Below are 16,301 nucleotides of genomic sequence, written 5' to 3'. Positions count from 1 at the left end.
CAATCAGACACAAGGTACAATTATGACAAACAATTTACGTACGCCTTTTCAATGTGTTGAAGGCAGCGGGGGAGACGGTTTGCGACAGGTGAGAGGGGTTCGCCGCGTTCCGGTGCGCCGGGTGGACGAGGTGTACGAGCGCGTGCGCGGCCAGATCGAGGCCGGCCGGCTGGAGCCGGGAGAGCGCCTGCCGCCCATCCGCGGCATGGCCGACGAGATGCGGATCTCGCGCAATTCCGTGGTGCAGGCCTACGAGCGGCTGGTGGCCGACAGCCTGGTGGTGGCGCGGCGCGGCTCGGGCTTCTACGTGGCGCATGCGCTGCCGCGGATGGGCGAGCGCACCAGCCAGTCCTTCCGCGAGGCGACCGACGCGATCTCGCTCCTGCGCGAGCAGCTCGACCGCAATTTCGATGCCCGCATCGGCGACGGCCGCCCCCCCGCCGGCTGGCTGGAGGCCTCCGAGCTGCAGCGCTATTTCCGCTTCGGCATCTCGGTGCGCAGCGGCACCGACTACGGCTACGGCGAGGCCGCGGGCTACATGCCCCTGCGCCGGCTCATCGCCCGGCGGCTGGAGGAGCGTGGCATCGCCGCGGGCCCCGACACCGTGTTCACCACCTTCGGCGCCAACCACGCCTTCGACCTCATCACCCGGCAATACCTCAGCCGGGGCGACTGCGTGCTGGTGGACGAGCCGGGCTACTACCCGCTCTTCGCCAAGCTGCGCCTGGCCGGGGTGCGGCTGATCGGTGTGCGCCGCCTGCCCGACGGGCCGGATATCGAGGATCTCGCCCGCAAGATCGCCCGCCACCGCCCGCGCGGCCTCTTCACCCAGACCGTGGCGCACAACCCGACCGGCACCACCACCTCGCCGGAGAAATGCGCCGCGGTGCTGCAGCTCGCCGGGCAGGGCGGGCTCTTCGTGGTGGAGGACGACACCTTCGCCGACCTGGTCCCCCCCGGCACGGTGCGGCTCGCCAGCCTGCCGTCACGCTGCGAGGTCATCCATGTCGGCACCTTCTCCAAGACCCTCTCGGCCAGCCTGCGCTCGGGCTTCGTGAGCGCGCCGCCCGAGGTGGTGCGCCAGCTGGTGGCGCTGAAGATGCTCGGCACCGTCGCCACCTCCTCCTACATCGAGCGCTTCATCTTCGAGCTCATCGACGCCGGGCAATACGCGAGCCACCTGCGCCGCCTCGGCCAGCGGGTGAGCGCGAGCGTGGCCCAAACCGCCGCCGCCCTGCGCGCCACCGGCTTCGGCCTGCCCTTCGGCACCGGGCCGGGCTATTACCTCTACCCCAGCCTGCCCGAGGGGGTGAGCGAGGCCGACATCGCCCATGAGGGGGCGGAGGCCGGCATCTTCATCGCCCCCGGCTCGGTCTTCTCGCCCGGCGGCGCGGCGGGCCCGGCGCATATCCGGGTGAACGTGGCCTATGGCACCGACGCGGCCTTCCACGCCTTCGCGCGCGATCTCTTCGCGCGGGGCGGGCACGGGGGCTGATCAGGTCGAGAGATGTCTTTATGGTGAGAGCCTTACGACGCTTTCTTCACGCGAGATACGAAGCACGCTGACAGGTCTTGCGGCTCGGGCGCAGCGGAAGGTCACGCCGCCGGTTCCGGCGGGTCCTGCAGCCCGTAGCCCTTGAAGGCGGCGAGGGTTTCCTCGATCTGCGCGTCCGAGAGCACCACGGCGCCGCCGATGAGCAGGGCGTTGTGATACTGCCGCGCGAGGGTTTCCAGCTCCACCGCCAGCCACATCGCCTTCTCCAGCGAAGGCCCGAAGGCGATCATGCCGTGGTTGGCCAGCAGGCAGGCGCAGCGCCCCTCCAGCGCGGCGAGCGCATTGGCCGAGAGCGCAGCGGTGCCGAAGGGCGCGTACTCCGCGCAGCGCACCGTGGCGCCGCCGAAGGCCGCGATCATGTAATGCACCGCCGGGATCTCGCGCCGGGTGATGGCGAGGGCCGAGCAATAGGGCGCGTGGGTATGCACGACGGCGCGCGCCTCGGGCCGCGCGCGCAGGATGTCGAGGTGGAAGCGCCATTCGGTGGAGGGTTTCAGCGGCCCCTCCCAGGCGCCGTAGTCGCCCTCCAGCGGCATGGAGGCGAGCATCTCCGGCGCCATCGCCGCGTAGGGGGTGGCGGAGGGGGTGATCAGCATCCGGTCGCCCCAGCGGGCGGAGATATTGCCGGAGGTGCCGGCGTTCAGGCCGCTGTCGTTCATCCAGCGGCAGTTCGCGATGATTTCCGCGCGCAGGGCGCGCTCGTCTGCGTCCATGTCCGTCCTCCCATGCTGCGGCACCCGCGCCCGGAGCGAAACCGCCTCGGCGTGAAGCGCGATCCGGACCGGGCCTCGCCGCAACCGCTCGGGGCGAAACCCGCTCCCGGGCTGCTCTGGCCCGGGCCGTCACTGCGCTTAGCGCGGCGCGGGGGGCGGCGCAATGCGGCCTTCGGGCAGGTGGGTGCGGGGCTCAGGCCCCGGCGCGGCCCGGCAGCTCGAAATCCGCGAGCTCCCGCAGGAAGGTGAGGAAGCCCTCGGCCTGGTGGCGCGCGGTGGCGGCGCCCTTCTCCGCCGTGGCCAGCGCCGCTTCGCCCACGGTTCCGGCGGGGTTCAGGTCCGACGAGATCCAGCCGTAGGAGGTCGCCCCCGTGGGGCGCAGGTGGGTGAAGCCGTCCATGCCTTCCGCGGTGGAGGCGAAGATCTGCGCCTGCGCCATCGCCACCAGCTCGGGGCGGAAATGCAGCATGAGCGAGGTCTCCACGTCACCGCCATGGATGCCGTAGGTCTTCTCGCGCGCGGAGAACATCCCTTCCGGCGTGCCGAAGGCGCCCCAATGCGCCTTGCCCACCAGCATGTCCGCGCGCACCCGCAGCTCGCGCGCGACGATGGAATTCATGTCCACGTTGCCGCCGTGGCTGTTCACGATGGCCATCTTGCGCAGGCCCGCCCGGGCCACGGCAAGGCCGATCTGCGTCCAGGCCTCGATGGCGGTGGCGGCGGTGAGGGTGACGGTGCCCGGCGCGTGCAGGTGCTCGTTCGACTTGCCCACGCACTGGACAGGCAGGATAAGCACGCGGATGTCCTCCACCCCGTCCAGCAGCCCGGTGAGCGTGTCGAGCATGCCCTGGCCGATCATGCTGTCCACCCCCACGGGCAGGTGCGGCCCGTGCTGCTCGATGGCAGCAGTCGGCAGCACGGCGATGGTGCGGGCGGGGTCGAAACCGGCGAATTCGGTGGTGCGGTACTGGGCCCAGTAGTGGCGGGGCATCGGCATCAGCCTTTCTTGTCGTAAGTCGCGGCCAGCCGCGCGGCGAGATAGTCCGCGGCGCGGATGGCGGGGTATTTCGGCGCACCGGTGCCGGGCAGGGCGGCGATCTCCGTCTCCGGGTTCGGGTCGAGGAAGAAGGCCAGCGAATACCGCTCGCGCGCAGGCGGCAGCACCCGGTGCGGGGTGGAGACGTAGATGTCGTTCGTCCAGCGCATCAGGCAGTCGCCGATGTTGACCACGAAGGCGCCGGGCACATGCGGAACATCCACCCAGTCCTGCCCGCGCGGGCGCACCTGCAGGCCGGCGGTGCCATCGGTGGCCAGCAGGGTGAGCGAGCCGTAATCCGTGTGCGCCCCGGCGCCGATCTCCTGCGCGCCGCCGGCACTTGCCGGGTAGCGCAGCAGGCGCAGCGTGGCCATGGGCGCGGTGAACTCGGGCGCGAAATGCCCCTCGGGGATGCCGAGGTCGCGCGCGATGGCCCGGTGCAGGTCCACCCCGAGCGCCCAGGCGGCGTTGAAATAGCTCAGCGTGGTGTCCCGGAAGCCGGGAAGGTCGGGCCAGAGGTTCACGCCGCGAAAGGGCTTGCCGGCGGCCACGTCCGGGTGGTCGGGCGGGAGGTCCAGCCCGATGTTGAAGGCCTCCTTGCGGTCCACCTGGCCGGTGGTGTCGTCCAGCCGTTCGGCGCCGAGGGCGACATAGCCGCGGTTGTGGGGCGAGAGGTGGATGCCCACCGCCTCCTTCCGGGCCTGCGGCAGGGCGAAGAGAGCGGCGGCCTGCCCGAACACCGCCGCCGTCAGCGCGGGGTCCACCCCATGGCCGGTGAGCAGGAAGAACCCGGTCTCGCGACAGGCGGCGGAGAGGCCGGCGGTGAAGGCCGCGCCGTCACCGGCGCGGGCCGCGGCATGGTCGAGCACGGGAATCATGCGGGCACCTTCCGGTTGAGGAAACGGGTCATCCTCGCCTCCACCCGGGCGAGATGGCGGGCGCGGCTCTGCGGCGTGGAACTGTCCATCCGGTAATGCGCGGCGAAGGCGGTGCGCGCGCGCCTGTGGCACAGCAGGCGCAGGCCCCGCAGCAGGGTGCGCTTGCCCGGCGCGCCCACGAAGAAGGTGAGCGGCCAGCTCGCCCCGCAGGTGGTGAACACGCCCAGCCGCCGGATGTGGGTGAGGCCGGGGCCGATGTCGCCGCCCTGGGGCATCAGGAAGGCCACGTCGGGCAGCATCACCCGGTCCAGCCAGCCCTTCAGCACCGCCGGCAGCCCGTACCACCAGGTGGGGTAGACGAAGATCAGCGTGTCGCACCAGCGCAGGCTCTCCACATGCGGGGCGACGGGGGCGATGTTCTCCGGCGTGGTCTCGTAGTTCGCCAGTTCCTGCGCGCTCAGCGCCGGGGCGAACCCCTCGGCGTAGAGGTCGATCACGCGCGTCTCGGCGCCCGCTGCCGCGAGCCGGGAGCGGATCACCGCCAGCACGGCGGCGGTATAGCTCTCCGGGTTCGGATGGCAGTAGACGACGAGGGCGCGCATCAGAAATTGTCCATCTCGCGGTAGACCCGGTTGAGATGCGCGGCGCGGTCGCGCTCCGTCGCGCGGTTCATGTCGTAGAGCGCGAGGTAGCGAAAGCCCGCGCCGGGGTGCACGGTCTTGCGCAGGGCACGCATCACGATGCGGCGCGGCGGGTCTCCGGCCAGGGTGGCGCGGGTGCGCGTGCCGCCGTAGGTGGTGACGGCCGCCACCCGGCGGATGTTGTGCAGCATGCCCTGCACCTTGCCGTCGACCATGCCGAAGGACACGCCGGGCACGAACACCCGGTCGAAGAACCCCTTCAGGATGGCCGGGTAGCCGAAGTTCCACACCGGGAACACCATCACCAGCGCCCGGGCGCGGCGGATGCGCTCCACGTAATCCTGCACCGGCAGGGTGTTCGGGCCGATGTCGTGGTAGCCGCGGCGTTCCTCGGCGCTGAGCACCGGCGAGAAGCCTTCCGCGTAGAGGTTGCAGTCATCCACCGCCCAGTCGTTCGCGCGCAGGCGGGTGACGACCGTCTGATGCACGGAGGCGGCGAAGCTCTCCTCGCAGGGGTGGGCGTAGAGCACGAGGGCGCGTTTCATTCGGCCTGGTCCTTCAGCCCCGGGTAGGCGTACATGCGCTCATATCTCCAGTCCGGGTCTTCCCAGGAGATCATCTTGCCGGGGTTGAGCAGGCCCTTCGGATCTGCCTCGCGCTTGAAGCCGAGCTGGATGGCGTCGACGGACTGGCGCCCGCCCTCCTCCAGCGTGTAGCGGTGCGGGTTGAAGATCATGCAGCCCATCTCCTCGTGCAGGCGCACGATCTCGTCCAGCCGCTCCTCGGTGGTGAAGCGCACCAGCGAGAGGCCGGCGGCATGCACCTTGCCGTTGGTGCGCATGATCTCCAGGTGCTGGAGCACCTCGTCGCCGAACACCTGGCGGATTTCCTCGACGCGTTCCAGGTGGTCCGGGAAGGCATAGCGCACCTGCAGGTAGGTGATCGCCGGGTCCACCTTCAGCGCGCGCAGGGTGGTGTGGTTCCAGGCGTATTCGAACACGAGGCCCGGCCCGCGCTCCCAGTCGCAATCGTCGGAGCGGTAGAGGATCTGCGCCGCGCCGCGCCGGGCGGTGAAGGTCTCGAAGGCGTCGATCGCCTGCGGGGCGACCATCAGCAGCACGAGGGACTGGGTGTCCGTCACCCGCCCCTTGAGACGCTGGAAGTAGAGCGCGGGGGCCGGGGCCTCGATCACGGTGGCGAGCTTGATGAGGATGCCGTCCTGGTTCGCCAGCGCGTCGGCATAGGCCGCGGCGGCGGGGAAGTCCTCGAAGGCGAGCATGAGGTCCACCCAGTCATAGGCGGGGGCCAGCGGCATCTCCAGCTCGGTGATGATGCCGTTTGTGCCATAGGCGTGGGAGACGCGGGCCAGCTCCTCGCCGCGGAATTCCAGGATGCGCGGCTCGGCCTCCATGGTCACCACCCGCAGGCGGATGATGTTGCCCAGGTCGCGCAGCGAGCCCCAGCGCACCGAGCCCACGCCGCCCGAGCCGCCGGCGATGAACCCGCCGATGCTCGCCGTCGCCCAGGTGGAGGAGAACATGCGCAGTTCCTGGCCCGAGTGGGCGCGAGTGGCGGCGTCGATGTCCTTCAGGATGGCGCCCGGCTCCACGATCAGCCGGCCGGGGTGGATCTCCTTCACCCGGTTCAGCTTGCGCAGGTTGAGCACGCAACCCCCGGCGAGCGGCATGGCCTGGCCGTAATTGCCGGTGCCCGCCCCGCGGGTGGTCACCGGGCAATCATGCGCATAACAGGTGCGCAGCACCTCGATCACCTCCTCCTCCGTGGCGGGGGAGACGGCGAAATCGGCCACCACGCCGTCCAGCCGGGCCTTGAGCACCGGCGAGTACCAGAAGAAATCCCGGCTCTGGGCCTTCAACGCGGCGGGGTTCACCGTGGTGTCGAGATGCGAGAGGGCCTCGAGGGCGGCGGCGACATTCGGTTTCATGCGGTCTCCATGAGCGCGTCGAGCTCGGCATAATCAGGCAGGGTCCGGTCGATCTGGCGGCCGGAGCGGATCACGATGCGGTCCGCCTGCGGGCGCGAGAACAGCTCCGACCAGCTGCGCGCCCGGGTGATAACCATGTCGGCCGGCGCGCCGGGGGTGAGGCCGGGGCTCGCGAAGCGGCAGGCCGCGTCGGGCGTGGTGGTGAAGGCGCGCACCCAATCGTCCGCGCCATGGTCGAGATGGGCGATGCGGGTGGCCTCGCGCATCACCTCCAGCATGTCGAGATCGCCGTAGGCGTAGAACGCGTCGCGCGTGTTGTCCGAGGCGAAGGCGACCGGGATGCCCCGCGCCTTCATCTCCTGCACCATGGTGACCCCGCGCCAGCGCGGCGTGCGGCCGGCCACCCGGTCCTGCAGGTACATGTTGCACATCGGCAGGGAGACCACGTGCAGCCCCGCCTTCGCCACCTTGTCGAGGGTGGAGAGGGCCACCGCCTCCTCCTGCACGGCGAGGGAGCAGCAATGGCCCACGGTGACATGGCCCCCAAAGCCCGTGCGCATCACGGCCTCGGCGATGGAGCGCAGGGCGTCGGCGGCGGGGTCTCCGGTCTCGTCGACATGGAAATCCGCGTCGAGGCCGAGACGCCCGGCAGTGTTCAGGAACCCGTCGAGCTGCGCCTCGATGCCCGGCATCGGGTAGGCGACGCAGCCCAGCACCGCGCCGCTCTCGGCCACGATCTGCGCGGTGCGCTGGAAGCGCCCGTCCAGCTCCATCCGGTCGATGGCCACGAGGCAGCTTGCCTGCAGCTCGATCCGGCCGGCCCATTCGGCGCGCATCTCGCGGAACACGGGGAAGGAGATCTCGTCCTGCGGCGGCAGGCTGTCGAGATGGGTGCGGATGCGCGCGGTGCCATGCGCGAAGGCGCAGCGCAGGGCGAAATCCATCCGGGCGCGCACGTCCGAAGCACTCCAGTTCGCCACCCGGTCGGCCCCCACGGTGGCGAGCGCCCCGGGGAAGGTGCCGTCCGGGTTCGGCGCGCGGGGCGAGATGTGGCCCTTGTCGAGATGGGTGTGCATGTCGGTGAAGGCGGGGAACACCATTGCCCCCTTCATGTCCAGCACCGCATCGGCCGGCGCGTCGGAGATCCGCCCGCCCGCGATGGTGAGCGAGAGCGGAACCAGCCCCTCTCCGCTCCCGGTGAGGCAGGCCGGAACGCGCATGTTTTCAAGCCGGTAGGAGCCGGTCTTGGGAAGGTCTCTGAAGTCCATACGTTTTACACCTCGCGCCGGATGGCGCTTTCATGCCATTTGTGCAGCAGCATGTAGCTGAGGAAGCTCAACCCGGCATAGATCACCACGCCGGTTGCCGCAATCAGAAGGAGTGCGGCAAACATGCGCGGAATGTTGAGCCGGTAGCTTGCCTCCAGGATGGTGAAGGCGAGGCCGGAGCCCACGCCGCCGGTGCCCGCCACGTATTCCGCCACCACCGAGCCGATCAGCGCCAGCCCGCCGGCGATGCGCAGCCCCCCGAGGAAATAGGGCAGCGACGAGGGCAGTTGCAGGTAGCGCAGCCGCTGCCAGCGCGTGGCGCCGTAGATGCGGAACAGGTCGCGCAGGTTGTGGTCGGCGGAGTTCAGCCCCAGCGTGGTGTTGGAGAGCACCGGGAAGAAGGCCACCAGCCAGGCGCAGAGCAGGAGCCCCGCCATCTTGTTGTCCACATAGATGAAGATGAGCGGCGCGATGGAGACGATGGGCGTCACCTGCAGGATGACCGCATAGGGGTAGAAGGACATCTCCACCAGCCGCGACTGGGTGAAGAGCACCGCCAGCCCCACGCCGCCGATCACCGCGATGGCCAGCGCCATCAGGGTGATCTGCAGGGTGACGAGCAGGGCATTGAGCAGCAGCGCCCAGTCCTTCAGCAGGGTCTCGAACACCAGAACCGGGCCGGGCAGGATGTAATGCGGGATCTTGTTCACCGTCACCACCAGGTGCCAGGCCAGGATGCCGAGCGCGATCACCAGCACCGGCAGCACCCAGCGGCCCCATGTCTCGAAGGCGAGGCGCCGGCGGCGGGCGCGCTCCTCCGGGTCGAGCATCTCGGGGATGCGCTCCTCATTGGCGAGGCTGGTCATGCGGCGTCTCCCATCGCGTCGTGCAGGGCGGCGGAGGCCTCCCGGCACAGGGCGGCATATTCGGGCGAGGTGCGGAAACTCTCGTCGCGCGGGTAGGGGGCATCCACGGCGAGCTCGCGCAGCACTCGGCCGGGGCGGGCGGCCATCACCACGATCCGGTCGGAGAGGAACACGCTCTCGAACACCGAATGGGTGACGAAGACCACCGTGCAGCCCAGCTCCGCCTGCAGGGTGAGCAGGTCGTTGTTGAGTTTGAAGCGGGTGATCTCGTCCAGCGCCGCGAAGGGCTCGTCCATCAGGATGAGCTTCGGGCGGGTGACGAGGGCGCGGGCGATGGACACGCGCATCTTCATGCCGCCCGAAAGCTCGCGCGGGTAGGCGCGCTGGAACCCGTCCAGCCCCACCAGCCGCAGCGCCTCGGAAATCTCGCCGCGCACGGAGGAGAGCGAGGCCCCGCGCAGGCGCATCGGCAGCCAGACATTCTGCTCCACCGTGGCCCAGGGCATCAGCGTGGGTTCCTGGAACACCACGCCCAGGCTGCCCGGCTCCTGCGGCACCGCCCAGCGGATGCTGCCCGTGGTGGGCAGCGAGAGCCCGGACATCAGCCGCAGCGCGGTGGACTTGCCACAGCCCGACGGCCCGAGCAGCGAGATGAAATCCCCCTGCCGGACCGTGAGCGACATGCCCTGAAGCGCCACCGTGGCGCCGTTGAACACCTTGCCCACGCCGTTGACGCTCATCAGCTCGGGGCGCGGGGTGGTGTCGTGAAGTGGGGAAGTCATCCTGTCTCCCGGTCGTCCTGCGCCCGGGGGCTGCCCCGGGCGCGGCTGCCGCGCTTACTTCTTGAGGTCCATGCCCACGCCGTGGCCCACGTAATCGGTGACGAAGCTGGCCTGCCAGTCCAGGTCCGCCGAGACGACACCTGCGGCCACCATCTTGTCATAGAAGTCCTTCACCTTCTCCTCGGTCATCACGCCGATGCCCTGCTCCAGCGCGTCACCGCTGTCGACAATGCCATGCTCCTTCATCTTGGCGATGGCATAGTCGATCTTGTCCTGCGTCATTTCCGGATTATCCTTCATGATCAGGGCATTGGCAGGCGTACTGTCATTGTAGATGTAGTTGTACCAGCCCTTGATGGAGCCTTCGACGAAGCACTTCACCACTTCGGGGCGGCTCTCCAGCGTGTCCTGCATGGTCTCGATGGTGGTGGCGTAGCTGGAATAGCCCGCATCGGCGATCAGGAAGACATTCGGTTTGAAACCGCCTTCCTTTTCAACCACATAGGGCTCGGAAGAGAGATAGCCTTGCATGCCGGTGTTCTTGTCGGCCAAGAAGGGCGCGGGGTTGAACGTGTAGGGCACCCGCTGGTCCGCGGTGAAGCCGTAGGCCTTGATCATCCACTGGTAGTAGCTCTGGTAGCCGTTGTCGCCGATCAGCAGCCTGAGCTTCTTGAGGTCTTCCCAGCTGTCCGCCACGCCGGGGTGGGAGAGGATCACCTGCGGGTGTTTCTGGAAGATGGCCGCCACGTTGACCACCGGGATGCCCTGTTCCACGGCCGAGAAGGCCTGCAGCAGGTCACCGCCCATGTTGAAGTCGATCTTGCCGGCGAGCATCAGCGCGCGGTTGTTGACCTGCGGGCCGCCGGGCACGATGGTCACGTCCAGGCCGCAGGCCGCGTAGGTGCCATCGGCGACGGACTGGTAGAAGCCGCCATGTTCCGCCTGCGCCAGCCAGTTGGTGCCGTAGGACACTTTCACCAGATCCTGAGCCTGTGCCGCAACCGCGATCAGCGAGGCGGCCAGGGCCGGTATGATTGCCGTGATGCGTGCTGTCCTCATTCTCGCCTCCGTTGATTGTCACCCCGGCCAGACTGCGTTCCGGTTGAATTGTCGACAAGTCCGCACAGGCATTTTTCCGGGGATAAGCCGGGTTTGCCGCCAAAATGGTCAGGCTTTGCGCGCAACTGCTGAAGCCCTGACCAGATGGTCGGGAAATTCCGCGGCAGGCGCGCCCCGGCCTTCCCCGGCGCGCGCCGAGGCTGCGAGAAGGAAGGGCAAGCGGAATCACTTTACCGAAAGGCAGCCCTCATGAAAGCCCTTATGCCCGCCACCATCCGTGCGCCCTTCGCGCGCTATTCCCATGGCATCGAGGTGCCGCCGGGTCGCGGGCTGATCGCCACCTCCGGGCAGCTCGGAATCGCCCCGGACGGCCATGTGCCCGAGGGCGTGGAGGCTCAGGCGGCACTGTGCTTCGGAAATATCGAAGCGATCCTCGCTGAAGCCGGCGCGGACCGCACGTCGGTCATCCGGCTGAATGCATTCGTCACCGACCGCGCCCACATGGCCGGTTACATGACGGCGCGCGACGCCTGGCTGGCGGAGGTCTCGCCGCCCCCGGCGTCCACGCTGATGATCGTCACCGGCTTCACCCGGCCGGAGTTCCTGGTGGAGATCGAGGTTCTCGCGGTAAGGTAGCCATTCCAGCCCCTTGCGGGCGGACGTGACGATTGTTCATCAACTGTGTTCCGCGGCATCGCGCCGTCTTCCGCAGGGGCGCTTTCCCGGTCAGGCTCGGGCATGGGGGAGCATGGAGCGGGGTCCGGAACGGAGAGCCATGATGCCCGCATTCCACATGCCCCTCTCGGGCAATGTTTCGCAGATCTTCAGCCAGTGGTCCGCCTTCATCAGCGCCATCGGCAACAGTTTCAGCCTGGTGACCATCAACATGGGCCGCTCGGCGAACCCGAAGGTGGAGCAGGCGGTGCTGGAGGACGTCGGCAGCTATGGCCGCCAGCTCGGCCGCATCGGCGATGCGCTTGCCGTGCTTGTCGCGCATTTTGACCCGAAAACGCCGCTTACCCCGGCAGAGCAGGACGCGCTGGACGCCTTCCGCTGCATGCTGCGCGAGATCGAGAAGGTGAAGGCGCGCACGCTTCCCCCGGCCTGACGGCGCGGGGCCGCAACGGGCGGTCGCTGCCACCGGCGGCGAGGATGGCACCCGCGCCGCCCCGGGCCGACGCGGCGCAGGTGAGGGCGCGGCGCAGTCCGCAGCCGTCCGGCGAGGCTGTGGGTTTCGTGCCGGGGCCGGAGGCTGGTGCCTGTCCCGGCCGGCGGCAGCGGCCCTGCGCAGCACGGGCCGGGCGAGGTCCCCGCGCGGGGGGCTTCGGCCTCCTCAGCCGCGTGACGGGGAAGCCGCGGTCCCGCGCCGCGCACCCGGCGCCGCCTCGGCGGGCGCCGGGGTGCGTGCGGTGTCCCGGTCAAGCCCGGCGCAGATCTGCGCGGCGGTGTCGCGCAGGGCGTCGAGATGCTCGGAGGCGAAGCGCGCGTGGTCAAGGTGGGGGCGCGGCCAGATCAGCGTGAGGGCGCCCAGCGGCCTTCCGCGCTCCAGCAACGGCACCGCGATGGCCGCGAGCCCGTCGTCGAACACCGTCTCGCCCAGATAGGCCGAGAGGCGGATGGCATAGCCGCGCGCCCGGGTGGCCGCGAGGATGTCGAGATAGGCCTCGACGCAGAGGCCGAAGCGCGCGAGCCCCCAGGTCTCATCCCCCTCCGTGAGGCGGTGGACCTCCATCACCGCCTCCGGGCTCATCGCCGCGAGGCAGGCGGTGCCGGAGGCGGTTCCGAAGATGTTCAGCCAGCGGTTCACCCGGCCGGGGTAGATGTGGAACGGGCTCGCGGGGCGGGTGGATTCCACGATCTGCATCCGCGTGCCGTCCACCACATGGATGTCGGAAGGCCAGCGCACCCGCCGGGTGAGGGCGAGCGCCAGCGGCAGCGAGAGGTCGACCAGCCCGGCGAGCCCCGGCGGAATCGGCGCACCGGTGCTCATCGGCAGGGTGATGTTGATGCGGTAGCGCCCGTCCGACAGCGAGCGGCGCACGATGCGCCGGGCGATCAGCGTGCCCAGCAGCCGGCGGATGGTGGACTTCGGCAGGCCCGAGGCGGCGTGCAGCTCCGCCAGCGAGCAGGAGCCGCCGCGCGCGAGGATCTCCATCAGGGTAATCCCGCGGTCCAGCGAGCGGTTCTCGAGTGTGGTCATGCCCGTCTCTTCCCCCGAAGGCGCCGGCCGCTTCGCCGCCCGCGCACCTGGCGATCCTGTGCCCCGGACGGGGCCGCATTCCTGGCCCGAAGCCGCCGGACCTGCCCTGTGGCCGTCCTCCCGAAGCCCGGCCGCGCGTCCCCGGGGAGCCACGCCCCCGCCGCTTCGAAGCGGAGTTCCGGCGCGATCCTCCGCGCCCGGCGGGATGTGTCGCGAACCTCGCCCGGGCCCGACGGCACCCGCCGCTGCCGCGTATCCCGGCGCCGCGGCGTGCCGGCAGGCGGCACGTTAGCGTATCGCTCATTGTCGGGGCAAGGGCGGGAGCGCATCCTCGCCCGCGCCGACCTTAGGGAGGAAACGGCCATGAAAACACCTGCCCGCGCCTTCGTCCTGGGCGCGGATGTGCTGTCGGTCTGCCTTGCGGGACTGGCGGTCTACACGTCCGCGTTCGGGGTTTTCGACAATGCCTGGGTCTCCGGCCTCAGCGTCGGTCTGGGCATGGTGGTGCTGCTGCTCGGGCAGACGCGCGCCCCGGCGGACCGCCCGGGGGACCTGCTGCGCGACATCGCGCACCTGGGCCTCGCCCTCCTGTTCCTGTGGCTGCTGTGGCGCTGGCTCGGCATCATGCTGGAGCAGGAGGAGTTCTTCATCGAGATCTCCGACACCCGGCTGATGATGGGCTGGCTGGCCTTCGCCATCATCGGCTACGCCACCTGGCGCGGCTTCGGCCTGCCCATGCTGCTCGTCTACGTGGCGCTGCTGGGCTACATCCTGGCCCCCGCCAGCCTGTTCGGCGCGGGCGAGAGCTGGACGCGCGTGGCCGAGAACCTGTGGTACTCGACCGACGGCGCCTTCGGCCGCCCGGTGGAGGTGGTGAGCCGGGTGGTGCTGGTGTTCATCGTGTTCGGCGCGGTGCTGCAATCCTCCGGCGCGGGGGCGGTGCTGCTCAAGCTCGCCTTTGCCGCCACCGGGCGCTTCACCGGCGGGCCGGCGCATGCCTCCATCGTGGGCTCGGCGCTGTTCGGCACCATCTCGGGTGCCGCGGTGGCCAACGTGGTCTCCACCGGCATCTTCACCATCCCGATCATCAAGCGCGCCGGCTTCCGGCCGAAATTCGCCGGGGCAGTGGAGGCCGCGGCCTCCACGGGCGGGCAGATCATGCCGCCGGTGATGGGCGTGGTGGCCTTCCTGATGGCCGACGTGACCGGCATTCCCTATCTCTCCATCGTGGTGGCGGCCACGCTGCCGGCGGTGTTCTACTACGCCAGCCTGTTCATGGTGGTGCTGGTGGAATCGCGCCGCATGGGCATCCGCCCCACGCCGAAGGCGGAGCGGGAGCGCATCACCCGGGCCGACTGGCTGCAGAGCCTCGCCTTCTTCCTGCCGCTCTGCGTGATCATCGCGCTGCTGGTGCAGGGGCGTACGGCGCAGTTCGCCGGGGTGTCGGCGCTGGGGGTGGCCTGCGGGATGTGCCTTTTGCTGTTTCCCGCGTTCCGGCGACCCTCGGCCTGGTGGGCGGCGCTGGTCTCGGCCGGGCGCACCTCGGCCACCCTGATGGTGATCGTGACGGCCATCGGCGTGGTGATCGGGGTGATCAACATGACCGGGGTGGGGCTGCAGTTCGCGCAAGGCATCCTCGCGCTCTCGGGCGACAGCCTGTTCCTGAGCCTGGTGCTGGTGATGCTGGGCTGCCTGGTGATGGGGATGGGCGTTCCTTCGGCGCCGGCCTATCTCATCGTGGCGCTGGTGATGGGCCCGGCGCTGGAGCGGCTGGGGGTGCCGACCATCGCGGCGCATCTCTTCATGCTCTATTTCGGCGTGCTCTCGGTGGTGACCCCGCCGGTGGGGCTCGCGGCCTTCGCCGCCGCGCCCATCGCCGGTTCGAAGCCGATGGAGACCGGGTTCGAGGCGCTGCGCCTGTCCATCGCCGGGTTCATCATCCCGTTTTTGTTCGTCTACCACCCGGACATCCTGATCATCAACGGGGTGACGGCGGGCGGGCTCGCCTGGGCGGTGCTGTGCTTCTTCTGCGCCACCTGGATGATCGCCACGGCGCTGTCGCGCTTCGATGCGCGGCGGCTGGAGCCCTGGGAGATGGCGCTGCGGCTGGCCGCCGCTCTCGCCATCCTGTGGCCGGGCGTCGAGCCCAGCCTGGCCGGGTTCGCCCTCGCGCTGCTGGCCATCGGCCTGCACCGGCTGCGCGCACCCCAGATCCATGCAGACAAGACACTACCCACATCGGGAGGACACAAATGACCCCATCGCGCCCGTTCACCGCGCCCTTCGCGCGGCGCCTCGCGGCCACGGCCCTCGCGGTCGCGGCCCTCATCGGCCCGGGCCTGCCCGACGCGGCGCAGGCGGCCGAGAAGCTGCGCATGGCCACGATCGCGCCGGGTTCCTCGGCCTATCTCACAATGTCGACCATGGCGACCATCGTGAACCGGCAGCAGGACGCCTACGAGATCACCGTCGACGCCACGGGGGCCGCCACCAAGCACATGGTCGACCTCGCGCAGGGCAAGCTCGACTTCGTGATGTCCTCGCCCACGGTCTATGATGCGATGAAGACCGGCACCTTCATGTACCAGAAGCTCTCCTCGGCGCCCAAGCTGGCGGAGAATGTCCGGCTGGTGTTCTGGTTTCCCTACGGCACCTACCATTTCGTGACCTATGCCGATGACGGCATGAGTTCGCTGGAGGACATCCGCGGCAAGAAGGTGTTTCTCGGCCCCCCCGGCGGCGGGGCCTGGAACACCGCGCGCCAGTGGATCGAGGCGCAGACCGGCATGAAGCCGGGCGAGGATTACGAGAACTTCAAGGGCTCCTGGTCCTCCGCCTTCCAGGCCTTCCAGGACCGGCAGCTCGATGTCTACGCCGTGGGGGGCATCCCGCCGTTTCCGCAGCTCGAACAGCTCGCCGCCACCAGCCGCCTGCGCCTGCTCGGGCCCGACAAGGCGCAGGTGGAGGCACAGAGCGACGCGCAGCTGGCGCCCTCGCGCATCCCCGGCCGATCGCTGGAGATGATCCCCGCCGGCACCTACGGGCCGAACGTGGTGAACACCGGGGACGTGTATTCGCTGGGCTCCGTCGTGGGCGTGGCAACCCGTGCCGATCTTGACGAGGAGACGGTCTACGCCATCACGAAGGCGTTCTGGGAGGGCGCGGAGAAGATGCGCGACAGCGCGCCCTGGCTGAAGCGCATCACGCTCGACTATGCCGTGAGCCCCGGCGGCATGGCCCTGCACCCCGGCGCGCGGCGCTATTACGAGGAGATCGGGGTGAAGATCCCCGCGGCGTCGCTGGCCAATTGAGGCGGCCGGCGCGGGGCGCTCCCCCGGGGCCGCCGCGCGCCGGCGGG

Annotated in this window: 16 protein-coding genes; 5 read left to right on the top strand and 11 right to left on the bottom strand. The window is 69.7% G+C overall.

All coding sequences use genetic code 11. From position 1 onward, the window contains the following. Nucleotides 1–88 precede the first annotated feature (88 nt). Nucleotides 89–1,495, top strand: coding sequence for an aminotransferase-like domain-containing protein (locus FDP22_RS19255; protein WP_239031996.1), 1,407 nt, complete (start codon nucleotides 89–91; stop codon nucleotides 1,493–1,495). 101 nt (nucleotides 1,496–1,596) lie between these two features. Here the strand turns inward: FDP22_RS19255 and FDP22_RS19250 are convergent, their stop codons facing one another. From FDP22_RS19250 to FDP22_RS19205, 10 genes are all read right to left on the bottom strand, one after another. Continuing rightward, nucleotides 1,597–2,268: a class II aldolase/adducin family protein gene (locus FDP22_RS19250; RefSeq protein WP_138573563.1), complete on the bottom strand. Its 672-nt coding sequence runs from the start codon at nucleotides 2,266–2,268 to the stop codon at nucleotides 1,597–1,599. Nucleotides 2,269–2,461: 193 nt separating this feature from the next. After that, entirely contained in the window at nucleotides 2,462–3,265 is an 804-nt protein-coding gene (locus FDP22_RS19245) for a creatininase family protein (RefSeq protein ID WP_138573565.1), read from the bottom strand. Further along, entirely contained in the window at nucleotides 3,265–4,182 is a 918-nt protein-coding gene (locus FDP22_RS19240; RefSeq protein WP_138573567.1) for an isopenicillin N synthase family dioxygenase, read from the bottom strand. Before FDP22_RS19240 ends, FDP22_RS19245 begins: the two co-directional genes overlap by 1 nt. After that, the gene (locus FDP22_RS19235) at nucleotides 4,179–4,784 is read right to left on the bottom strand and encodes an NAD(P)H-dependent oxidoreductase (protein WP_138573569.1); all 606 of its coding nucleotides are present in this window, start codon (nucleotides 4,782–4,784) and stop codon (nucleotides 4,179–4,181) included. Before FDP22_RS19235 ends, FDP22_RS19240 begins: the two co-directional genes overlap by 4 nt. Beyond that, nucleotides 4,784–5,368 carry an NAD(P)H-dependent oxidoreductase gene (locus FDP22_RS19230; RefSeq protein ID WP_138573571.1) on the bottom strand — a complete coding sequence of 195 codons (585 nt, stop codon included), beginning with the start codon at nucleotides 5,366–5,368 and terminating at the stop codon, nucleotides 4,784–4,786. The genes FDP22_RS19235 and FDP22_RS19230 overlap by 1 nt, the downstream gene beginning before the upstream one ends. Then, nucleotides 5,365–6,768 (bottom strand): FAD-binding oxidoreductase, encoded by a 1,404-nt coding sequence (locus FDP22_RS19225; protein WP_138573573.1) that lies wholly within the window; start codon nucleotides 6,766–6,768, stop codon nucleotides 5,365–5,367. The genes FDP22_RS19230 and FDP22_RS19225 overlap by 4 nt, the downstream gene beginning before the upstream one ends. Beyond that, nucleotides 6,765–8,036, bottom strand: coding sequence for a cytosine deaminase (locus FDP22_RS19220; RefSeq protein ID WP_138573575.1), 1,272 nt, complete (start codon nucleotides 8,034–8,036; stop codon nucleotides 6,765–6,767). Before FDP22_RS19220 ends, FDP22_RS19225 begins: the two co-directional genes overlap by 4 nt. Nucleotides 8,037–8,041: 5 nt before the next feature. Further along, nucleotides 8,042–8,902 carry an ABC transporter permease gene (locus FDP22_RS19215; RefSeq protein ID WP_138573577.1) on the bottom strand — a complete coding sequence of 287 codons (861 nt, stop codon included), beginning with the start codon at nucleotides 8,900–8,902 and terminating at the stop codon, nucleotides 8,042–8,044. Next, complete coding sequence (locus tag FDP22_RS19210; RefSeq protein ID WP_138573579.1) at nucleotides 8,899–9,684, bottom strand: ABC transporter ATP-binding protein; 786 nt, start codon at nucleotides 9,682–9,684, stop codon at nucleotides 8,899–8,901. Before FDP22_RS19210 ends, FDP22_RS19215 begins: the two co-directional genes overlap by 4 nt. 54 nt (nucleotides 9,685–9,738) lie before the next feature. Then, nucleotides 9,739–10,743: an ABC transporter substrate-binding protein gene (locus tag FDP22_RS19205; RefSeq protein WP_138573581.1), complete on the bottom strand. Its 1,005-nt coding sequence runs from the start codon at nucleotides 10,741–10,743 to the stop codon at nucleotides 9,739–9,741. A 261-nt stretch (nucleotides 10,744–11,004) separates the two neighbouring features. Here FDP22_RS19205 and FDP22_RS19195 point away from each other — a divergent pair, with 261 nt between their 5' ends. Continuing rightward, entirely contained in the window at nucleotides 11,005–11,379 is a 375-nt protein-coding gene (locus FDP22_RS19195) for a RidA family protein (protein WP_239031992.1), read from the top strand. Nucleotides 11,380–11,518: 139 nt separating this feature from the next. After that, on the top strand, nucleotides 11,519–11,851 hold the full coding sequence (locus tag FDP22_RS19190) for a hypothetical protein (protein WP_346728841.1): 333 nt from the start codon (nucleotides 11,519–11,521) through the stop codon (nucleotides 11,849–11,851). A 225-nt stretch (nucleotides 11,852–12,076) separates the two neighbouring features. Here the strand turns inward: FDP22_RS19190 and FDP22_RS19185 are convergent, their stop codons facing one another. Continuing rightward, nucleotides 12,077–12,943, bottom strand: coding sequence for a helix-turn-helix domain-containing protein (locus FDP22_RS19185; RefSeq protein WP_138573587.1), 867 nt, complete (start codon nucleotides 12,941–12,943; stop codon nucleotides 12,077–12,079). A 363-nt stretch (nucleotides 12,944–13,306) separates the two neighbouring features. Here FDP22_RS19185 and FDP22_RS19180 point away from each other — a divergent pair, with 363 nt between their 5' ends. Both FDP22_RS19180 and FDP22_RS19175 read left to right on the top strand, forming a co-directional pair. Further along, entirely contained in the window at nucleotides 13,307–15,199 is a 1,893-nt protein-coding gene (locus FDP22_RS19180) for a TRAP transporter permease (RefSeq protein ID WP_138573589.1), read from the top strand. Continuing rightward, the gene (locus FDP22_RS19175; protein ID WP_138573591.1) at nucleotides 15,196–16,254 is read left to right on the top strand and encodes a TAXI family TRAP transporter solute-binding subunit; all 1,059 of its coding nucleotides are present in this window, start codon (nucleotides 15,196–15,198) and stop codon (nucleotides 16,252–16,254) included. Before FDP22_RS19180 ends, FDP22_RS19175 begins: the two co-directional genes overlap by 4 nt. The last annotated feature ends 47 nt before the right edge of the window (nucleotides 16,255–16,301 follow it).

The sequence above is a fragment of the Paroceanicella profunda genome (assembly GCF_005887635.2).
In the GTDB taxonomy this organism is placed as follows: Bacteria; Pseudomonadota; Alphaproteobacteria; order Rhodobacterales; family Rhodobacteraceae; genus Paroceanicella; species Paroceanicella profunda.
Note: the sequence above shows the minus strand (reverse complement) of the source record. Positions and strands in the feature narration are given on the sequence as shown.

What these genes read in the sequence shown, in the direction of transcription:
- FDP22_RS19250 (WP_138573563.1), bottom strand. Translation starts at nt 2,268, where the DNA reads ATGGACGCAGACGAGCGCGCCCTGCGCGCGGAAATCATCGCGAACTGC.
- FDP22_RS19225 (WP_138573573.1), bottom strand. Translation starts at nt 6,768, where the DNA reads ATGAAACCGAATGTCGCCGCCGCCCTCGAGGCCCTCTCGCATCTCGAC.
- FDP22_RS19210 (WP_138573579.1), bottom strand. Translation starts at nt 9,684, where the DNA reads ATGACTTCCCCACTTCACGACACCACCCCGCGCCCCGAGCTGATGAGC.
- FDP22_RS19215 (WP_138573577.1), bottom strand. Translation starts at nt 8,902, where the DNA reads ATGACCAGCCTCGCCAATGAGGAGCGCATCCCCGAGATGCTCGACCCG.
- FDP22_RS19240 (WP_138573567.1), bottom strand. Translation starts at nt 4,182, where the DNA reads ATGATTCCCGTGCTCGACCATGCCGCGGCCCGCGCCGGTGACGGCGCG.
- FDP22_RS19190 (WP_346728841.1), top strand. Translation starts at nt 11,519, where the DNA reads ATGATGCCCGCATTCCACATGCCCCTCTCGGGCAATGTTTCGCAGATC.
- FDP22_RS19185 (WP_138573587.1), bottom strand. Translation starts at nt 12,943, where the DNA reads ATGACCACACTCGAGAACCGCTCGCTGGACCGCGGGATTACCCTGATG.
- FDP22_RS19220 (WP_138573575.1), bottom strand. Translation starts at nt 8,036, where the DNA reads ATGGACTTCAGAGACCTTCCCAAGACCGGCTCCTACCGGCTTGAAAAC.
- FDP22_RS19205 (WP_138573581.1), bottom strand. Translation starts at nt 10,743, where the DNA reads ATGAGGACAGCACGCATCACGGCAATCATACCGGCCCTGGCCGCCTCG.
- FDP22_RS19180 (WP_138573589.1), top strand. Translation starts at nt 13,307, where the DNA reads ATGAAAACACCTGCCCGCGCCTTCGTCCTGGGCGCGGATGTGCTGTCG.
- FDP22_RS19245 (WP_138573565.1), bottom strand. Translation starts at nt 3,265, where the DNA reads ATGCCGATGCCCCGCCACTACTGGGCCCAGTACCGCACCACCGAATTC.
- FDP22_RS19235 (WP_138573569.1), bottom strand. Translation starts at nt 4,784, where the DNA reads ATGCGCGCCCTCGTCGTCTACTGCCATCCGAACCCGGAGAGCTATACC.
- FDP22_RS19175 (WP_138573591.1), top strand. Translation starts at nt 15,196, where the DNA reads ATGACCCCATCGCGCCCGTTCACCGCGCCCTTCGCGCGGCGCCTCGCG.
- FDP22_RS19195 (WP_239031992.1), top strand. Translation starts at nt 11,005, where the DNA reads ATGCCCGCCACCATCCGTGCGCCCTTCGCGCGCTATTCCCATGGCATC.
- FDP22_RS19230 (WP_138573571.1), bottom strand. Translation starts at nt 5,368, where the DNA reads ATGAAACGCGCCCTCGTGCTCTACGCCCACCCCTGCGAGGAGAGCTTC.